Origin of the sequence: Acinetobacter sp. BHS4 (genome assembly GCF_018454425.1) — a bacterium.
Lineage (GTDB): Bacteria > Pseudomonadota > Gammaproteobacteria > Pseudomonadales > Moraxellaceae > Acinetobacter > Acinetobacter pittii.
In genome coordinates this window covers 2,398,748-2,415,910 of record NZ_CP075323.1, presented here as the reverse complement: position 1 = coordinate 2,415,910, position 17,163 = coordinate 2,398,748, and the positions used below count along the sequence as shown (strand labels likewise).

Here is a 17,163-nt window from a genome sequence, read left to right as displayed (position 1 = left end):
CCTCAATTTAATTTTTAAACACGTTCTGTGTTGAGATGCCGTCGATCTTATAAAAGAAAAAATGAATCAACTTGACTTCAAGTGGTCGGGGAGATGTTTTGCTGTCAAGTTTTATGAATATCTTTTGCGCAACTATTGGTGGTGTAAATTTAGTCGATAAGGCAATACGACAATGAAAGAGTCAGAATTAAACGTAGATGTGGGTGCTCTACAACAGGACGCAGAGTATTTTGCAAAACGTCAGTTAAAAAAGGGGGCAGTAGGTTGGTTACTTTTAGTGGGGCTAGGTGTTTCTTACGTCATTTCGGGTGACTTTGCGGGTTGGAATTTTGGGCTGGCACAAGGCGGCTGGGGTGGGCTCTTTATTGCAACAGTCATCGTCGCGTTTATGTATCTCTGCATGAGCTTTGTAATGTCTGAGATGTCAACGATGTTGCCTACTGCTGGTGGTGGCTATAGTTTTGCCCGCGTTGCATTTGGTCCTTTTGGAGGCTACCTCACAGGGACTGCAATTTTAATTGAATATGCAATTGCACCTGCTGCCATTGCCGTATTTATCGGTTCATATTGCGAATCACTCTTTGGAATTGGCGGCTGGGCTGTTTATCTAATTTGTTATTTAGTTTTTATGGGTATTCATCTGAAAGGTGCAGGTGAAGCACTTAAAATCATGTTTGGAATTACCGCCGTTGCTTGTATTGCACTGGTCGTATTTATTGTCGCGATGCTTCCACATTTTGACAGCGCACGTTTATTTGATATTCCAGTCAGCACTCATGCAGGTGCGAGTAGCTTTTTACCGTTTGGCTATATGGGAATATGGGCCGCAGTACCGTATGCCATCTGGTTTTTTCTTGCAGTTGAAGGGGTACCACTGGCTGCTGAAGAAGCAAAAGATCCAGTACGTTCATTGCCACGAGGCTTGATTGGTTCAATGTTAATATTGGCATCGTTTGCACTTTTAATCTTATTTTTGGGAGCAGGTGCAGCGGGTTCAAATGCTTTAAAAAATTCAGGAGCACCTTTAGTTGATGCACTCATTGCGGTATATGGTCAGCACACATGGTTGGCAAGCTTTGTTAACTTTGTAGGTCTTGCTGGACTTGTCGCAAGTTTCTTCTCAATTATTTATGCATATTCGCGTCAGATTTTTGCATTGTCACGTGCGGGATATTTGCCAAAAAATTTATCGCTCACCAATGAAAATAAAGCGCCATATTGGGCCATTATCATTCCGGGCATTATCGGCTTCTTACTTTCTTTAACAGGTGAGGGTGACTTACTCATTTTAATGGCTGTATTCGGCGCAACAATTTCTTATGTGTTGATGATGCTCTCACATATCAAATTACGTTTATCTCGCCCTGAATTACCACGCCCGTATAAAACGCCTGGTGGAATGTGGACGTCTTGTATTGCCTTGGTTCTCGCTGCTGTTGCTGTAGTTGCAGGTTTAATGGTAAATCCAAAAGTTTGGTTATTGGCCGCGCTGATTTATGTCGGATTTATACTCTATTACTTGTTATATAGCCGTCATCATTTAGTGAAAGGCACGCCTGAGCAAGAGTTCGCGATGATTGATGACTGAGTTTGATTGCGATAAATATAAAGAGGCTTCGGCCTCTTTTTTAAGCTTTATAAGACTATTAAAACGTTTAGAAGCCAAAATTGAAAAGTTTAAATATTTAACTCAAAGTTTACTTTTACGCGGTCTAAAACAATTAAGGTTCGATATGTTTTTACATCTTCATTATCAGCAAAATGTTTTCTAACCAAACTTTCAAAATGAGATAAGTTATTGCTCAGCATAATAATGATAAAAGAGACGCCTCCATTCACAAAGTAACACTGTTGAATTTCTTCAACAGAAGCAAAGTATTGCTTCGCTCTGTCCATCACTACAGAGCGGTCTTCGCTAAGGCGGACTTCAATAATAGACGTAATTTTTTCACCAAATTTAAGCGGATTTAAGATAGCGCAATTTTTTAAAATTATTTCCTTTTCTTCCATACGAGATATACGTCTTTGAACAGAAGCGGACGATAGACCAATTTTTTCAGAAATTTCTCGATGCGAAGTCTTATTGTCTTTTTGCAGTATTCTTAAGATTGCGTAGTCAAAATTATCTAAAGAAATATCTGACATGAGTAAATCTCTCATTAAGCTTTAAATATAGAGTTATTTAATCGTTTTATTGAGAGAAATAGAAGAAATATATTGATTATATAGAATTAAAATTTCAATCATTCCCAGAGCGGTAAATATGATGATTGAGACAAACTCCAAGCAAGGCATGGCATTTGCAGCCGCATTTCTATCTTTAGTTTCTGTGCAAATAGGAGCATCAATAGGAAAAGCCCTTTTTCCAATTCTTAGTGCAGAAGGAGTAACTTTAACTCGACTTGCTTTAGCAGCATGTTTCTTGTGGATTGTTTATAAACCTTGGAGAGATTGGAACAGACAGACCAATTGGAAAAATCTCATTATTTATGGGGCCATCCTCACTTTAATGAATACTTTAATTTATAAAGCATTTTCTTATATGTCTGTTGGGATCGCGATTTCCATTGAAGTGTTGGGACCGCTTACGGTTGCTATTTTAATGTCTAAAAATAAATTAGATTATTTTTGGGGAGCATTATCTATGATTGGTTTGCTTCTTTTGCCTATGGGCAATTCAAATAATAACTTTAGCTTTATTGGTATGACGTATGCTTTAGTAGCCGCAGTGGGTTGGGGACTATATATTATTTACGGCTCTAAAGTTGCAAAAGGTGGTGGAAGTTCTGTTGCGACAGGAATGTTCTTAGCAGCTTTGTTTGCAACGCCTTTAGGGGCATCTCACATTGTCCATATTTTTGATAGTTATACGATTCTTTTGACATGTTTACTCATGGCGATGCTAGCAAGTGCGATTCCCTTCATATTAGATATGATTGCGATGAAAAAACTGCATCCACGTGTTTTTGGAATTTTATTGAGTGCATCACCTGCGGTGAGTGCTTTGGCTGGATGGCTGATTTTAGATGAACGATTAAACAGTTTTCAGATCATTGGAATAACAATTATTATGGCATCGTGTGCGGGATGTTCTTATTTTTCTTATAAACGTAATACTGCAAAGCCTGTTCATCTATGATGCCGCATCTCTAAAAGCTGGATGAGTCGTTTTGAAGGGGGGTAAATAATAAATAGAGCCCCCTTAGAAAGGCTGCTTGTGTACAAAAAGAATATAAAAACAGCAAGTAATACTTACTCAAGTATCATTTTAATCTGATTGATATTTATACAATATAGTTACCAGATCACATGGATATGAACTCATGAAATTTCTAAAATTTCTAACTTTTAGCACCATTCTTACCTTATCCGCACATAGTTATGCGACAGTGGGCGGTGGACAAAAAATTGAAGTATTGGGCTATCAGCAAAAAGAGAAGAAACTTTATGTATTAAGACACTACGAAGATGGTCGAGGACGTCTACCACAACTATATTATTATCTATTAAATAGTAAATCACCTGATAAACTGATTGAAGTTAAATCTCTCTATATCAATCCAAAAACACATAAGATTGATTATGATCAAGATAGTAGAGCGTTTGATAAAGCTCTAAATAAAATTAAAAAGAATTTAACTCCTTTGATCGTAAGTAACAGTAAGAATGTAAAAATTCAGACGTTAAAAACTCATCAGAATCAAGTATCGTCTTGGTTTGATCCTTCAGGAAAGATCACGCAATATAAAACAGAATATGTTGTAAAATCGCCATCCTTACAAAGTAAGCCCCATGTTGCGGTTCATTACACCAAAGCAATAAAAATTTCCCAAAATTATAGCGTGCCTAAACACAATAAGAGGTTGGTTGTCGTTAAATATCTGGGAGTTCCAGAAGAAACTGGTTACGATATTGAAGACCCTGTTTTACTACTTCCTGTGAAAAAATAAGTTTGACAGCAAATTATTTTCTTGGTTCAAAGCCGCAGCAGTAGGGCATCACTATCTAGATGTTTACAACAATATTGCCGGCATTGGTCATTGTCATTTCGCGATCATTGAAGCGGTAAATAAGCACAAGGAAATATTCATTTATTACTTAGATTGATTCATTCAAGGTCGAGTTGGTCGTCATCTTTGGTGACTTTAATTTTTAACTTCTTATATTTCCGTTTATTGGGGTCAATTGCAGAATTTATAACTTCATCTGAAAAAGCTGAACATAACATCAATTTTGCATATGCTCGGTAACCTATCAAAATTCTTCGTAGTGGGTAGTCTGTTCTGGTGGAGTAATAGTCGATTCTGGAGTTCAATTCTTGTAGCAGAGTCTGCTGTGACATTAGAATAATTTCTGTAAGAGGTGTATGCAGCATATAGTGATTTATCTACTGTAAGAAGAATTATTTTGAAAATGTTATAAATTTTAGATAAATCAACATTTATATTACATATCCAAGTATTTTAGATGTGCAGAATATATATTTATTCTCTTTAAATTTAAGGAGATATGCTGCAAACATAAGTTTTTGATGATGCTGTAAAGATAATAGTAACAAGTCTTTTTAAAGCCACAGTGCACTATGTGTTATAGTCAATTTCGATTAATTATTGGCATTAAAATGGATATCTGTATTGGCGGTATACTTGATGGGAAAAAAAGAAAAGACGATCAAAATCATTTCAGAGTAGATAGTCATTATTCTGATCATGGATCCGAATATAATAAAGAGCATTTTCATCTACATGGGCAGCTTCATACATTTTGGATAAGTGAAGAGATTGATTTTTGTGATGCACAAAGAAGAGTTGAATTAATATTAAATAAAAGATTAGAACTTGTTTAAATTAAAATAAATATATGTATTAATATTTTTTTAGATTCAATGTGGAAAATGAATAAAACGTTTTAATTAATATGATGTTAAACAAAAGCTCTATTTAATATAGAGCTTTTGAGCTATCAATTATTTTATTTCTTTTTTGCTTCATCGTTATTTTCTGTAGGATTATTTTCTTCTTCAGGCGATTGTACAGGTTTTTCAGTTTTATCCTCATTAGGTTGCGCATTAGAATCATTTTGGTTTTGTGTGGTTTTTTTTGAAAATTCTTTGAAATCAGACATTTTAAACTTCTTAATAATAGTAAGGAAGCTTTATCGTAGGCCTTTAATTCGCTTACATTGCAGTAATTGTAGGAACTCTACGTAGAGATATGTGCCTAAAAGTGTTTAATTCTCGACATAATGTTTCTTTGAATAAAATACACTGTTGATATATAAGTGGAAGAAAATTTTAATCAAATACAAGAGTTAACATATAGCTTGAGAGCTATTGTTTTTAATGGTTTTTTGATAATTATAATTTATTTAAATATATTATTTTAATTTCTTAAGTGGAGGGAATATTTTTAATTAAAGTGCGGGATTCGATCTGTAAATATATTTATACAACATAAAGATACAGTTTTACATGCATACTCAATCAAATTAATTAAAAAATGAGGGAAATATGGATGATGAAATGAAAAAATATTTTGATGTGGCTGAAAGTGTTTACAACAATATTCACTTTAAAAATCAGTCCTCTAAGGATTTAATTGACTGTCTAAATAGACTGTTAATTGAAATTAAAAAAGAAGCAGCTATAAACAATTTACAATTAAAATATCCTGTTATTGATTTTGAAAGTTGTTTAAATAGGCCAATGAAAGAGCGTATTGTTAAAATTGATTTAAGCCTTCTCCCTAATTTTGATAATGAACATGAATTTATTCTTTGGTTGGCGGGTTTTGTGAAAAGTATTTCTGTATCTAGGAGTTATTATTTTTAAATAACGGTCGAAAATAAATATTTTTTAAATGTGTTGTATAAATATTTATTTGGCGTATACTCAATTTAACTAGAAAAAAAGACTTATTAGTAAATCCTCTTTTAGTATCGTAGTTTTATTCATAATACTTCGTTTTTTTAAGATCTTAAACTCAATTCGTTATTATTTTTTCAAAGTTTAATGAGTCATGAAATTTGGCTTTATATTATTAAAAATCAAAGGATATATTATGTCTAATACAGCAATCGGTACAGTGAAATGGTTTAATGAAACTAAAGGTTTTGGTTTTATTCAACAAGATACAGGCCCAGACGTTTTTGCACATTTTAAAGAAATCAGTAGTTCAGGGTTTAAAACCTTATATGAAGGTCAACGTGTTAGTTTTAATATAGCTCAAGGACAAAAAGGTCTTACAGCTACTAATATTATTGCCCAATAATATTTTAAAAATAAAAAAAGCATCTTAGGTGCTTTTTTTTGTTTGATATATCAATAGGATATAATTTGGTACATTTTTCTGATATTTAAAGTAAAAAAAGAGATCATAATAATTATATTAATAATAAGAAGGTCAAAAGAGATGGAACTTAGAGCCGTAAAAATGCATAAAATGTTTAGAGATTTTCATGAGGAAAAGGAACGTGGCTATATAGGTGAATATGATGAAAAACATAACCTTGTAGCAATATATAATACGTTTAAAGAAAAAATGCAGAAAATAGAAGGAACTTATCAATGGGTTTTACCTTCATCGGGTGAGGTATTTTTTGTTGAGGAAGATCCGCTATATAGTCGTTAATGGATTTTGCCTCCTACTTTAAGCAGATAAAAGCCTCATTATAAATCGCAATTTAACAATAAATTTTAATTATATTTTCTACTCTAAAATTTGGCGGTGTTATCTGTCTATGTCTAATGCTTTGCCTCGACAGCTTAAAAATAACTGATTTTGATGCCAAGCCAATTGCCCTGACACAATAGTTGTATCGACGTCATAGCGGAAGGTTTTATTTTGAAATGGCGTCCAGTTACATCGCATATAGTTTTTTTGATCTTTAACTGCAATAGCCTCTTTATTTTCTTTAAGTAGAACCAAATCTGCCCAATAACCTTCACGGATATATCCACGATTTTTGACTTTAAATAAATCAGCGACTTGGTGTGATGTTTTCTTAACCATTGTTTCTATACTTATTTTTTTATCTGCCACAAGTTCCATGAGTGCTGGAACAGCATGTTGAACTAAAGGCAGGCCAGCGGGTGCTTTTAAATAAGATTGTTGTTTTTCGTCCCATGTATGCGGTGCGTGATCTGTACCAATAATATCTAAGCGATTGGACTGAGCAATCGCAGTGATGAGTGCATCTTTGTCTTGTTGAGTTTTAATTGCTGGATTACATTTTATTAAATGGCTAAGCGCAGCATAGTCTGATTCATCAAAACTAAGATGGTGAATACATACTTCAGCAGAAATATGCTTTAGATTTAAAGGTAAATCTTTAAACAAACACAATTCTTTGGCTGTACTTATATGTAAAACATGCAGTTGGGTCCCATATTTTTCCGCTAAAGACACCGCTAAACGTGAACTCTCAAAGCATGCTTGTTTATCTCGAATTTTAGGGTGCATATGTGCTGGAATATATTCACCATATTTCCCGAAATATAAATTTTCTCTTTCTTTAATGCGAGGTGTATATTCGCAATGCGTTAAAAGAATGGTAGGGACATTGGCAAACAATCGTTCAAGAATTTGCGGGTCATCAACTAACATATTGCCAGTAGAGGCTCCCATAAAAACTTTTACACCGCTGACGAGCTTGGGGTTAAGCTGCTCAATAATATCTAGATTTTGGGAGCTTACTCCAAAATGAAAGGCATAATTTGCCATGCTATATTGGGCGGCAATTTGTCTTTTTTGCATAAAGGCATCTAAAGATATTGTTGGGGGATTGGTGTTTGGCATATCCATATAACTGGTAATTCCGCCAATGACTGCTGCCATAGATTCCGAAGCAATACTGCCTTTATGTGGTGAACCTGGATCTCTAAAATGGACTTGATCATCGATCATTCCTGGAATCAGCCAGTTCCCGTTCGCATGAATGGTTTTAGCATTAACAACATGAGAAATTGATGGAGCAATTTTTTCGATTCGACCATCTTGAATAAGTACATCTACAAATTCCTGTTTTCCCTCATTCACTAAATTGGCATCTCGGATAATGATTTTAGAATAGGGTTTAAAACTCATTGTGTAATGCCTTATAGCCTTTGACCAATTCAATATTTGTTGAGACAACACTCTCGGAAAACTCACTAATAGAGATATCAACCGGAGGGTATTGGTTTAAGTCGGTTTTAGAGTTGATGTAGCTCATTGCAGGGACATAAAAATGGTTCGGTAAATCACGACCATCGACGACTGCGTTATGACGAATAGCACTGTGATGACCGACCTTAGAGTTAAATATGACGCTGTTGAAACCGACAAAAACATGATGACCAATTTCACAAGGCCCATGAATAATTGAACGATGAGCAATTGATGTATTTTCACCAATTACAACTGATGCACCAGCTTTGGAGTGAATCACAACACCATCTTGAATGTTGGAATTTGCACCAATAATGATAGGTTCCATCTCTCCATTTTCGTCGGTTTCATCTGCACGAATCACCGCATAAGGGCCAATAAACACATTGGCATGAACAATGACTTTGCCGCAAATAATAGCGGTCTGATCGACATAGGCTGATTGATCAATAACAGGGAGATGGCCAGATGGATTTTTACGTAGCATTGGATTACCGTTTAAATCTGTTTATTTAAGTTGGGATATTGAGGGTAGTAAGTTGAAACTATTTAATTTGTGACAAACAACAGTCATTTTTGTAAAAATCTTGATCAGTTTCATATATATATAAAATGTCCTACCATTGCCATGACCCTTTTGCCACAGCATCATGCGCATGTAGGCTTTCTGCATGAGTCACTTTAAATTTGAAACCATGAATATTTTTGTGATGTATAAACGAACCATAAAGGCGTCTTAATGCATCTTCGCAGAACATTAGATTTTGACCGTTGGCAACCGCAAATGCCTGTTCATCAATACGCTTCACGGCAGTTTGCACAGGAGTCATTAATGCCAGTTCAGCTTGGTTTATAAATTCGATGAGTGGAATGTTTTGAAGATTTTGATCTAATTTAAATTGAAGGAGGGCAAAACTTCTTTGGCTATGGGGCGTTGCTGCAATTGCATCTGTGGTATTTAACCAGTTCATAATGTCTTGTTGGCTAAGTCGAATTTCTTGATTTTGTAAGGCCGACTCAAACCGTTGTTGAATAATATTTCTTGAAAGTGCCGCAGAGCATGGGCAGGTTGAAGAATAGGGGATCTCGACTTTTAATTCTGCCTCAAATTGATCATTAGAAAGTTGGCCTGACAAAACAAAAGGATAGCTTTTCCACCCTGAAAGCTTGCTGACTAAGGCTGATCGCTCGATATAAAGTTTACTGTGAATTTCAATTTTGGCATGCTGCGATAAATCTTGATGGCTGTCTAAAAAGTCCTCTAAAACTAATTTTAAATCAGGCATATTTATATTTTCGAGTGATGTTAACTCTAAAAGTCGTGTGTAAAGACGCGACATATGAATGCCTTTTGCTAAAGGGTCATCCAGACTGACATAAGCATTTACGTGGCTTGGGCATAAGGTATTTTCAATTCGAACGGGTAATGCAATGTTTTCCATGCCAACCCAATCAAGGCGGTGGCTATAGGCATTTGGTAAAGTTGGCTCGGCAGATATATCTGGGAGAACAAGGTTCATTTATTAGCGGCTTATATTGTGATGTTAATGTTATGTTATAACATAACATTAATGGGTGGCAAGTTTGCTATAGGCCTTAATGGAGTTAAATAACATTGAATAAGTAAACATAGATATATAAGCTCCTTGTCTCTTTCCGTAATGGTAGGACGGGAGAGGGACACCTTCGGGTGTGCTGGTTATATCTTTCACCAGTCTGCTAACCCTTTCTCGTTCTGCCACCATAATTTTAATGTCTGGCAGAACTCCCAATAAAAAGGAGTTGGCTTTGCACATCCATTATTTCTTGGCAGCCCTTGCCATAAGCTATCACGACACAGCTTAAACGTTTAAAGCAGTTTGATTGCCCTAAGGTTTTCAAGCTTTAAATCGTCACGACCAAAAAACTTACTCAACAATAAAACTTGAGATGTGCCAAGCACAGTCTTTATAGGCTTTGCTGTGCCTTTTTTTCTCCCAGAAAAGGCACAGGTTTTTTATCTCATTTATATACAACAAGAATTTTTATAACGGTAAAACTATGCCAAAGTTAGTGCTTTCCTCCCGTGCAATACAAGTTATTAATACGTCGATTGATTTATTTCAGCATCACGGCTTTCATACGGTTGGGGTCGACAGAATTGTGAAAGAGTCAAAAATTACCAAAGCGACCTTTTATAACTTTTTTCATTCAAAAGAGCGGTTTATTGAAATTTGTCTGATCGTACAAAAAGAACGTCTAAAAGAAAAAGTGGTTTCAATTGTTGAATACGACCAAGGCTTAAGCGTGAAGGAAAAACTTAAGAAACTTTATTTCTTACATACCGATTTAGAGGGACTGTACTATTTATTGTTTAAAGCCATGTTTGAAACAAAACTGACCTATCCAAAAGCCTATATAACAGCAGTGAGATATAGAACATGGCTCATTAATGAAATCTATAGCCAGCTTAGAGCACTCAAAAGGGATGCGACTTTTCAGGACGCCAAGCTATTTCTATATATGATTGAAGGCATAATTATTCAGCTTTTAAGTTCAGAACAGAAAGATGAGAGAGAAAGAGTGTTAGATTGTTTTCTCATCTCTACTATTAATTATCACTAGTTAACGAGCTCGCTTTTAAAAAGATCACCTCTTCGGACTCTTTCGGTCAATGTGGGAGCTTCTAGATTCTTCGTTCCCATGCTTTATTTATCTCCACTCAATTGTTAATAAGATGAATACTAACCCCGAGGTGCGTACCTTATATGATCGGGAAATAAATATTATATTAAGGCTTATCTCTATTGGATCCAGAACTTTCGAGATTTTATTTACTCAGCTAATTTTGAATTTGGTTCCATGAATGTAAGTAATACACTTTTTACATGACCAAACTCTTTTTTAGGGATGCAGCCATACAATTTACACAGGATGAAGAATGAATAATTTGAATTTTAAAACTCTAAAGAAGTATTGGCTGCGATTCGTGGGTATTGCTGTAATCGCGGGCTCCTTAGTATTGGCATTTGCTTGGGTCGCCGGTCTGTTTGGACATCGCACCACAAGCAAAACTTTTTTGGGAGACTCATTAAATAACTTTGATCCCGGATATCGACGTGCACACGGTAAGGGTATTTGTTTTGATGGCACTTACCACAGTAATGGTTCCGCAGCGGCACTCTCTAAAGCCACTGTATTTGCCAAGTCTGATCTACCAGCAATTGGCCGTTTTTCTATTGGAAGTGGTAACCCGCATGCGGCAGATAATTCGACAGCAACAGTAAGTATGGCTTTATTACTTTCCGCAGCTGATCATTCACAATGGCGCATGAAATTAAACAACTTTCCCTATTTCCCTACACGAAATGCCGAAGGTTTTTTGGCGCAGCAAAAAGCATTTAAACCAGTTCCAGCTACTGGCAAACCCGATCCAGCCCTTGTTGAGGCTTTCTTAAAAGAATATCCAGAAGCACGTAAGTCTATTGAGCAGAAGGCAAAGATGCCATTAACCGGTAGTTTTAGTGGCGCAGAATTTTATGTCGTAAATGCTTTTATATTGCGGGCCGCCAATGGACAAGAACAGCCAGTTCGTTGGTCTATGCGTCCTCATTCAAAATTTATTAGTCTGACGAAAGAACAACGTGATCAAGCTGGCCATGATTTCTTATTTAAAGACATCAAAAAACGTTTAGCTGAAGGGCCGCTATATTGGGATTTGGTTCTGCAACTTGCCGAGCCGGGTGACCCTGTGAATGACCCATCTCAACCTTGGCCAAAAGAACGTAAAGAAGTGATAGCAGGAACATTGGAAGTCAAAAATGTAACTGAACAGGTAAATGGCGTTTGCCGTGACATTAACTTTGATCCAACACTAGTTCCACCGGGAATTGAGTTATCAGATGATCCGGTACTCGCAGCACGAGCAAGCATCTATTCACAATCTTACAATGTTCGCTTACGTGAAATTGGATTTGGTAAAGCAACGGATGCCGTGGGCAAATAGGAGAGATCAGCCATGCAAAATAAATCTAACAATAATGCTCCAAGTCATTTTAATTTGACTGCTCGAATTCTACATTGGCTTATGGCAGTAGCGATTTTGGCCATGCTATTTATTGGTGTGGGAATGACAACCTCAATCACTTGGCGTCCGTGGTTAATCGATATCCATCGTCCTTTAGGAATCGCAATCTTATTATTGGTCATCATAAGATTAATAAACCGACTCTATTTTCCAATTCCACCTTTGCCGCCGACTGTACCGCGCTGGCAAGCATTTATGGCCCATGCATCACATTGGCTGCTCTATCTTTTGATGTTTAGTTTGCCATTGCTCGGATGGGCAACGCTATCAGCAGGTAATTGGCCTGTAACTTTATTTCCGGGTTGGTATCTTCCACCTATAGCACCCACCAACTCTACGCTTTATGCTTGGTTCCGTACTCTACACGGAATTTTGGCTTGGTTATTATTTGCTGTGGTTATTGGTCATCTGTCCGCTGCGTTATTACATGCATGGATTTATCGCGATGGCGTATTCTCAAGTATGGCTTTGGGCTCTTCTAAACCATCAAGTAATGGATCTTCTGCTGAAAAGGAGAATGTTGATTGAGGGGAGTGATTTAGCTCTTAAGCTCAGATCAGGCGGACGAGAGGGAAAAGATTTTCGATTGTTTTTTTAATCATCTGTTTGAATATAAAAATAATTTAAATAATAGAATGTATGGTTTGCTTGTTTTTTATTAGATGAGCAGACCATAGCCCCTGTGCAATAAGTTGAGATCATTACTCCGATAGAATCAAATCATCCGATCTAACTTTTTGTTTATATTGTAAAAAAATAATATTTTGACTTTATTGGCATATTATTGCTATTTTATTTTACGTTAATCGTAAATTGATTACGTATTGCATAATTAAAATGAATTAATTTAAAGCATGTCATGGAGAAGGGAATACCATGAAAGAAGTTGCATTAAGTGATTTGATCAATCAGCAGAAAGTTGGACGCTATCAAAAATTTATTCTGATCACCTGTTTATTACTAATGATTATGGATGGCTATGACATCCAGTCTATGGCTTACGCGGCCCCAATGATTATAGAAGAATGGGGCGTTCAAAAATCCATGCTAGGAATTGTGTTTAGCGCCAGCTTATTTGGTTTGTTTGTTGGATCATTTTTATTAAGTTCACTCTCTGATCGTTTTGGCCGCCGTCCCATCTTACTGATCTCAACCTTTATGTTCTCGGTGTTGATGCTGGTGACGCCACATGTGGGCAATATTGAGCAATTGACTGCAATCCGCTTTGTTACAGGAATTTTTTTAGGAGGTATCATGCCAAATGTTATGGCTTATAGCTCCGAAATTGTTCCATTCAAATCTCGTATTTTTACCATGATGGTCATTTCTTGTGGCTATACGGTAGGGGCAATGTTAGGGGGCGGTATATCCGCCTTACTAGTTCCTTGGGGAGGCTGGCAGGCAATTTTCTATTTTGGCGGTATTGTTCCTTTAATTATTTTCTTTATCACATACTTTAAGCTGCCAGAATCTTTATATTTTTTGAGTGAAGATCATAAAAATAATCCTAAGATTTTATTTTGGTTAAAGAAGTTTTATCCCGCATTAACATTTAATTCAGAAATAAAAATCATCAATAACACTGAAGTTGAGGTTAAAAAGTCGCCGCTTGAGTTGTTTAAAAATCAGCGTGCGTTTTTTACCTATTCCATCTGGATCATCAGTGTTTTAAATATGATCAGTCTATATTTTCTGGCGAACTGGCTCCCGACTTTGGCTAAAGAATCAGGGCTCTCACTAAATCAGGCATTGATGATCGGTTCCACTCTACAATTAGGCGGTACGGTTGGTAGTGTAGTGATGGGCCTTAAAATCGATAAAACAGGATTTTATAAAGTATTAATTCCTGTTTTTTTGGTAGCAGTGATGAGTGTTGCTTTAATTGGCTATGCTGTTAGCCATATTGTTTTATTATTTATTATCATTTTTATTGCTGGCTTTGCCATTGTTGGTGGGCAACCTGCCATTAATGCACTGTCTGCTAGTTATTACCCAGTTTCACTTCGTACTACAGGAGTGGGCTGGAGTATCGGAATTGCCCGTTTGGGTTCGGTCATTGGGCCGTTATTTGGTGGGTATCTTTCTCAATTTCTGGTTATTACTCATTTATTTGTGATTGCTGCAATACCTTCGCTACTCGTCATTATTATGCTGATGATTCAAGCTAAGTACCGATCATAAAAACTATTATATGCATCATGCGCATATTGACTGTAATTATGATCGGTAAGTTGTTACAAAGAGTTGGTTACTGCTACTTCATGAGCTATTTAACTCGATACCACGTTTGATTTCGACCAATCGCAGAGATACCAATGTATCCACGAGCAGTAAGTTTTTCACCATCTGGTGATACTGTTAGGCTAAAGCGATAGGTCTTATCTGACTGTGGGTCGAGAATAGATCCTTTGTCATATTTATTTTGACCCACACTTTTTAAATTTTTGACGATGGTTAAGCCAATCAAAGATTTATTTTTATAAGTACCTTCACACATCGTACATTTGTTGGCTTCACTTGGAACAAGTATTTTTTCGATGTTTGCAGAGAGGTTGCCATTTTTATCTTGGTTAAATCTTACCAGCGCTCGAGGTTGATTGGTTGCATCATCAATGGTTTTCCAAACACTGCCATGTAATTTGTCCGATGCAAATGAATGAACCGAATAAAGGCTGAATAAAATTAATAATAAATATTTTTTCATATCAATGGTTTCTCGAATTAAAAATAAATGGTTTCAAAGGCCAGAATTATTCATTTTAAATTTAACTTCACAATTTTCTTAGTATTGAATCTATAAGCTAAATAATATGCAAAGTTATAATCTATTTGTTTGGATATTATTTTGATCGGTTTTTTTATGCAATTGCGAGAATGGACAGAATGATTAAGCAAGGTTTAAAAGCAGATTATAAATTACTGATAATTTTTAGAAGTAGTGGGGTGAGTAAACTGCATACAGTTTGATAAATAATGACAAAATTTACGCTTAGGAGAAATAAAAAACATCCACTACTTTTTAAATTAGTTAGATTGCGTGTAACTCATCACAAATAATAAAAATAATATGCAAATCATGTGATTAGTATAGATTGACACTGTGCAATATTAAGTCTTATAACTAAACAATCCTGAAAGCTGTTTCTTTAATAGGAACAGAAAAAACACAATATAAAGATGAATAGACATTAGAACAAAAAGTTAAGGAGAGAAGAAATGAAAGTCATTAGACATGCCTTATTTTCTCTGATGGGAATGTTGACAATAAATAGTGCAGATGCTGGAAATGCATCTACATCATTGAGGGTCAGTTTAACCATTCTAGAAACTTGTGAAGTTTCCACACAAGGAAACTTAGATTTTGGTTCGGTTGAACGTGCTCAGCCAGTTCCTACTGCAAGAACTGATGTAACTGTGCAATGCAGCAAAAATACACCCTATCAATTGGCTGTAACCTCTGACAATAACTTTGAACTTAAATCTGCTAACAGCCCAGCATCTGTTGCATATGTACTGTATCAAGATGCGGGCTATACTCAAATTTGGGGAGGAGCGGCAGGTAAAATACCTTCACGAATCGCGACAGGAATGAAAGAAAATATTCCTATTCATGGAGCGATCATATCAACTACGAATGTTCAGGCGACTAAGTATGAAGATTGGGTTCGTGTGAATGTTATATATTAATCGTGAAAAACAAAATAATCATAAATATCAAAAACTAATTTATAAAAAATCTGTTTTTAGGGCAGAATAGAATATTTTAAAAAGCTACACCAAATTATGGTGTAGCCAGCTGCTTTGATAGAACTAAGCACCACGCATTAGTGCTGCTACTGCTTTTTCCAGAAATTGTAGAGTCACTGGTTTGAGCCAAGTACCGTCAGCAAGGCCTGGTTCACTTTGCATTGCTGTACGGATTTTTTCTTGAGTAGTTGGATTTTTGCCAGCATAGCCTTGTAGCATAGAGAGCCATTGTTGTGCCAAATGCTTTGCTCCATCACTATCAGGTGTGACCTCGGCATCAATCAATTTTTCAATATCGACCAATAATTGAGGCCATTTTTTCATCTCACGAATGTAATTTTCTTTTAGGAAAGTAAACTCATCGTCAGATAAATAACGGGCAAAAATACTCAGCTTACTCTCAGAAAAAGCTTTAAGTAAAAACTCAACAACTTCTGGCGTTACGCCTAATTTTTCCTGAAATTCAGGCTCGGCTGAGTTTATGGCATTTAGTTTAACTAACCATTCTGGGTTAGCTCGCGTATTGTGCTCAAGAGTTTTCATCCACTTCCGAGCCAAGTCTTGAGCGGCTTCACTGTTGGGTGTTTCGCCTGCATTAAACAGTGTATTTGCTGCTTGAGTTAACTCTTGCCATTCTTGGTGACTTTTACTGCCTGTTTGTAAGAAAGTCAGTTTTTCAAGCTCTTCTTTTGTAAAGTATTTTTCAAACATCGCTATAAGCTCCAGTGTTTTTAGCCAATCCTCCAAACCAAGCTCTTCACCACTTATGATCTGAGATTTAAGTTTGCTGAGCTGATTTCGCAATTTCTTTTGCTCTGTCAGCCGTTGATCAATTGCTTGAATCTGCTGATCAATAATCGGTAAAAGTGCAAGATTGGGGTCTTCAAGAACCGTATGGATTTCGGCTAACGACATTCCCAGTCCTCGTAATGCTTGAATCTGATGCAAACGAGTAATGTCTTTATGGGTGTATAGTCGATAACCAGCATCGGAACGGACCGAAGGCTGAAGTAAACCGATATCGTCATAGTGATGAAGAGCACGGACAGTAAGTCCTGTTTGTTTAGCCAATTCACCAACTTTTAACAGCATCTTTTAGCTCCTTCTTCCTTAGGCGTGTTTTATGCTAGGGGCTTACGTTACGTGAGGGTCAACTACTTAAATCATATTTTTTCATTATTTTTGCTTTAGTAAATATTTGAA

General features: G+C 36.1%; 20 protein-coding genes. 11 read left to right on the top strand and 9 right to left on the bottom strand.

The window, feature by feature from the left end; all coding sequences use genetic code 11:
* The first annotated feature begins 172 nt into the window (after window positions 1–172).
* Window positions 173–1,588, top strand: coding sequence for an ethanolamine permease (eat, locus tag KIP84_RS11510; protein ID WP_213688534.1), 1,416 nt, complete (start codon window positions 173–175; stop codon window positions 1,586–1,588).
* An 89-nt stretch (window positions 1,589–1,677) separates the two neighbouring features.
* Here eat and KIP84_RS11505 read toward each other — a convergent pair whose 3' ends face one another.
* A complete protein-coding gene (locus KIP84_RS11505; RefSeq protein WP_002115807.1) occupies window positions 1,678–2,145 on the bottom strand; it encodes an Lrp/AsnC family transcriptional regulator in 468 nt (155 codons plus the stop codon).
* Between the two features lie 118 nt (window positions 2,146–2,263).
* On the opposite strand from KIP84_RS11505, the gene KIP84_RS11500 reads away from it, so the two are divergent.
* Together KIP84_RS11500 and KIP84_RS11495 are read left to right on the top strand one after the other, a co-directional pair.
* Window positions 2,264–3,139 (top strand): EamA family transporter, encoded by an 876-nt coding sequence (locus tag KIP84_RS11500; protein WP_213688533.1) that lies wholly within the window; start codon window positions 2,264–2,266, stop codon window positions 3,137–3,139.
* Window positions 3,140–3,323: 184 nt separating this feature from the next.
* The gene (locus tag KIP84_RS11495) at window positions 3,324–3,950 is read left to right on the top strand and encodes a hypothetical protein (RefSeq protein ID WP_068527032.1); all 627 of its coding nucleotides are present in this window, start codon (window positions 3,324–3,326) and stop codon (window positions 3,948–3,950) included.
* A gap of 158 nt (window positions 3,951–4,108) precedes the next feature.
* Here KIP84_RS11495 and KIP84_RS11490 read toward each other — a convergent pair whose 3' ends face one another.
* The 3 genes from KIP84_RS11490 to KIP84_RS11480 all read right to left on the bottom strand — a co-directional run bounded on the left by KIP84_RS11490 (window position 4,109) and on the right by KIP84_RS11480 (window position 5,124).
* The gene (locus tag KIP84_RS11490) at window positions 4,109–4,342 is read right to left on the bottom strand and encodes a hypothetical protein (protein ID WP_024436173.1); all 234 of its coding nucleotides are present in this window, start codon (window positions 4,340–4,342) and stop codon (window positions 4,109–4,111) included.
* Window positions 4,343–4,682: 340 nt separating this feature from the next.
* A complete protein-coding gene (locus tag KIP84_RS11485; RefSeq protein ID WP_119026689.1) occupies window positions 4,683–4,799 on the bottom strand; it encodes a hypothetical protein in 117 nt (38 codons plus the stop codon).
* A gap of 172 nt (window positions 4,800–4,971) precedes the next feature.
* A complete protein-coding gene (locus KIP84_RS11480) occupies window positions 4,972–5,124 on the bottom strand; it encodes a hypothetical protein (protein WP_213688532.1) in 153 nt (50 codons plus the stop codon).
* Between the two features lie 385 nt (window positions 5,125–5,509).
* Here KIP84_RS11480 and KIP84_RS11475 point away from each other — a divergent pair, with 385 nt between their 5' ends.
* The 3 genes from KIP84_RS11475 to KIP84_RS11465 all read left to right on the top strand — a co-directional run bounded on the left by KIP84_RS11475 (window position 5,510) and on the right by KIP84_RS11465 (window position 6,629).
* Window positions 5,510–5,830 carry a hypothetical protein gene (locus tag KIP84_RS11475; protein ID WP_032038393.1) on the top strand — a complete coding sequence of 107 codons (321 nt, stop codon included), beginning with the start codon at window positions 5,510–5,512 and terminating at the stop codon, window positions 5,828–5,830.
* 229 nt (window positions 5,831–6,059) lie between these two features.
* Window positions 6,060–6,269, top strand: coding sequence for a cold-shock protein (locus KIP84_RS11470; protein WP_014206275.1), 210 nt, complete (start codon window positions 6,060–6,062; stop codon window positions 6,267–6,269).
* Window positions 6,270–6,440: 171 nt separating this feature from the next.
* Entirely contained in the window at window positions 6,441–6,629 is a 189-nt protein-coding gene (locus KIP84_RS11465; protein WP_014206277.1) for a hypothetical protein, read from the top strand.
* A 99-nt stretch (window positions 6,630–6,728) separates the two neighbouring features.
* Here KIP84_RS11465 and KIP84_RS11460 read toward each other — a convergent pair whose 3' ends face one another.
* From KIP84_RS11460 to folE2, 3 genes are all read right to left on the bottom strand, one after another.
* Entirely contained in the window at window positions 6,729–8,084 is a 1,356-nt protein-coding gene (locus tag KIP84_RS11460) for a dihydroorotase (RefSeq protein ID WP_213688531.1), read from the bottom strand.
* Window positions 8,074–8,634 carry a carbonate dehydratase gene (locus tag KIP84_RS11455; protein ID WP_032007519.1) on the bottom strand — a complete coding sequence of 187 codons (561 nt, stop codon included), beginning with the start codon at window positions 8,632–8,634 and terminating at the stop codon, window positions 8,074–8,076. The genes KIP84_RS11460 and KIP84_RS11455 overlap by 11 nt, the downstream gene beginning before the upstream one ends.
* A gap of 130 nt (window positions 8,635–8,764) precedes the next feature.
* Window positions 8,765–9,667: a GTP cyclohydrolase FolE2 gene (folE2, locus tag KIP84_RS11450; protein WP_213688530.1), complete on the bottom strand. Its 903-nt coding sequence runs from the start codon at window positions 9,665–9,667 to the stop codon at window positions 8,765–8,767.
* Window positions 9,668–10,187: 520 nt separating this feature from the next.
* Here folE2 and KIP84_RS11445 point away from each other — a divergent pair.
* From KIP84_RS11445 to KIP84_RS11430, 4 genes are all read left to right on the top strand, one after another.
* Window positions 10,188–10,751, top strand: coding sequence for a TetR/AcrR family transcriptional regulator (locus tag KIP84_RS11445; protein WP_213688529.1), 564 nt, complete (start codon window positions 10,188–10,190; stop codon window positions 10,749–10,751).
* Window positions 10,752–11,067: 316 nt separating this feature from the next.
* The gene (locus KIP84_RS11440) at window positions 11,068–12,132 is read left to right on the top strand and encodes a catalase family peroxidase (RefSeq protein ID WP_213688528.1); all 1,065 of its coding nucleotides are present in this window, start codon (window positions 11,068–11,070) and stop codon (window positions 12,130–12,132) included.
* A 12-nt stretch (window positions 12,133–12,144) separates the two neighbouring features.
* Window positions 12,145–12,741 carry a cytochrome b/b6 domain-containing protein gene (locus tag KIP84_RS11435; RefSeq protein ID WP_213688527.1) on the top strand — a complete coding sequence of 199 codons (597 nt, stop codon included), beginning with the start codon at window positions 12,145–12,147 and terminating at the stop codon, window positions 12,739–12,741.
* 348 nt (window positions 12,742–13,089) lie between these two features.
* Entirely contained in the window at window positions 13,090–14,394 is a 1,305-nt protein-coding gene (locus tag KIP84_RS11430; protein ID WP_213688526.1) for an MFS transporter, read from the top strand.
* Between the two features lie 85 nt (window positions 14,395–14,479).
* On the opposite strand, the gene KIP84_RS11425 is transcribed toward KIP84_RS11430, so the two are convergent.
* Entirely contained in the window at window positions 14,480–14,917 is a 438-nt protein-coding gene (locus KIP84_RS11425) for a DUF2147 domain-containing protein (protein WP_060465925.1), read from the bottom strand.
* A 512-nt stretch (window positions 14,918–15,429) separates the two neighbouring features.
* Here KIP84_RS11425 and KIP84_RS11420 point away from each other — a divergent pair.
* Window positions 15,430–15,900: a spore coat U domain-containing protein gene (locus KIP84_RS11420; protein ID WP_002163230.1), complete on the top strand. Its 471-nt coding sequence runs from the start codon at window positions 15,430–15,432 to the stop codon at window positions 15,898–15,900.
* Window positions 15,901–16,023: 123 nt separating this feature from the next.
* Here the strand turns inward: KIP84_RS11420 and KIP84_RS11415 are convergent, their stop codons facing one another.
* A complete protein-coding gene (locus KIP84_RS11415) occupies window positions 16,024–17,052 on the bottom strand; it encodes a MerR family transcriptional regulator (protein ID WP_213688525.1) in 1,029 nt (342 codons plus the stop codon).
* Window positions 17,053–17,163: the final 111 nt, after the last annotated feature.